Source organism: Sagittula salina, from assembly GCF_017813235.1.
Taxonomy (GTDB): domain Bacteria; phylum Pseudomonadota; class Alphaproteobacteria; order Rhodobacterales; family Rhodobacteraceae; genus Sagittula; species Sagittula salina.
Map to the genome: position 1 here is coordinate 1 of NZ_JAGISH010000035.1, position 1,231 is coordinate 1,231.

Genomic DNA, 1,231 nt, shown 5'->3' on the forward strand with positions numbered 1-1,231 from the left:
TGGACGTGTCGCGGTTTGATGCCGCTCCTTTGATAGCATTTACTGCAACAAAGGAGACGAACTATGGGCACAGGAAGAACGGATGAATTTCGCAAGGATGCAGTGCGAATTGCGCTGACCAGCGGTCTGACACGGCGACAAATTGCGGATGATTTGGGCGTTGGGCTTTCGACGCTGAACAAATGGGTGACGGCACACCGCGAGACAGATGTGGTATCGCCCGAGGATCGCGAGCTTGCACGGGAGAACGAACGGCTTCGGCGCGAGAACCGTGTCCTCAAGGAGGAGAGGGATATATTAAAAAAAGCCACCCAGTTCTTCGCGAGCCAAAAGCCATGAGGTTTCGGTTCGTTGAAGAACAGCGCGGGGCCTTCCCGATTGATCGGCTTTGTCAGGTCATGAATGTCAGCCCGCGTGGACTACGGGCCTTCCGCAGCCGCCCGGCCAGCCGCAGGCAGCGCATGGATATGATCGTTCTGGCGCATATCAAGGAACAGTCGCGTCTGAGCCTGGGTAGCTACGGCAGGCCCCGAATGACCGAAGAACTGAAGGAAGCCGGCATCGATGTGGGCCATCGCCGGGTTGGGCGTTTGATGCGCGAAAACGGGATTACCGTTGAACGAACGCGCAAGTTCAAGGCGACCACAGACAGCGATCATACGTTCAACATCGCCCCGAACCTTCTGGATCGCGACTTCAGTGCGGCCGGTCCGAACCAGAAATGGGCGGGCGATATCAGCTACATCTGGACCCGTGAGGGCTGGCTATATCTGGCGGTCATCCTGGACCTGCACTCTCGCCGCGTGATCGGCTGGGCTGTCAGCAACCGCATGAAGCGTGATCTTGCGATACGGGCGTTGAACATGGCCATCGCATTCCGTGCGCCACCAAAGGGCTGCATCCATCACACGGATCGCGGCAGCCAGTATTGTTCTCACGACTATCAGAAAATCCTGCGCCAACATGGGTTCAAGGTGTCGATGTCTGGAAAGGGAAATTGTTATGACAATGCAGCAGTCGAGACGTTCTTCAAAACCATCAAGGCCGAGCTGATCTGGCGGCGTTCATGGGAAACGCGGCGGCAGGCTGAGATGGCGATCTTCGAATACATCAACGGATTCTACAATCCGCGACGCCGCCACTCAGCATTGGGTTGGAAAAGCCCTGTCGCCTTCGAACGCAAGGTGGCCTAAACGAGCACTTGGGGCGGCACGAAATCGGGACAGGTCCA

Annotated in this window: 1 protein-coding gene; it reads left to right on the plus strand. The window is 57.0% G+C overall.

Annotation, left to right across the window (positions count from 1 at the left end; all coding sequences use genetic code 11):
- The first annotated feature begins 63 nt into the window (after nt 1-63).
- Nucleotides 64-1,193 (plus strand): IS3 family transposase gene (locus J5474_RS22450; RefSeq protein ID WP_209364235.1). Its coding sequence is split into 2 segments (ribosomal slippage): nt 64-298 and nt 298-1,193, totalling 1,131 coding nucleotides; the frame shifts between segments, so codons are not numbered across the junction.
- The last annotated feature ends 38 nt before the right edge of the window (nt 1,194-1,231 follow it).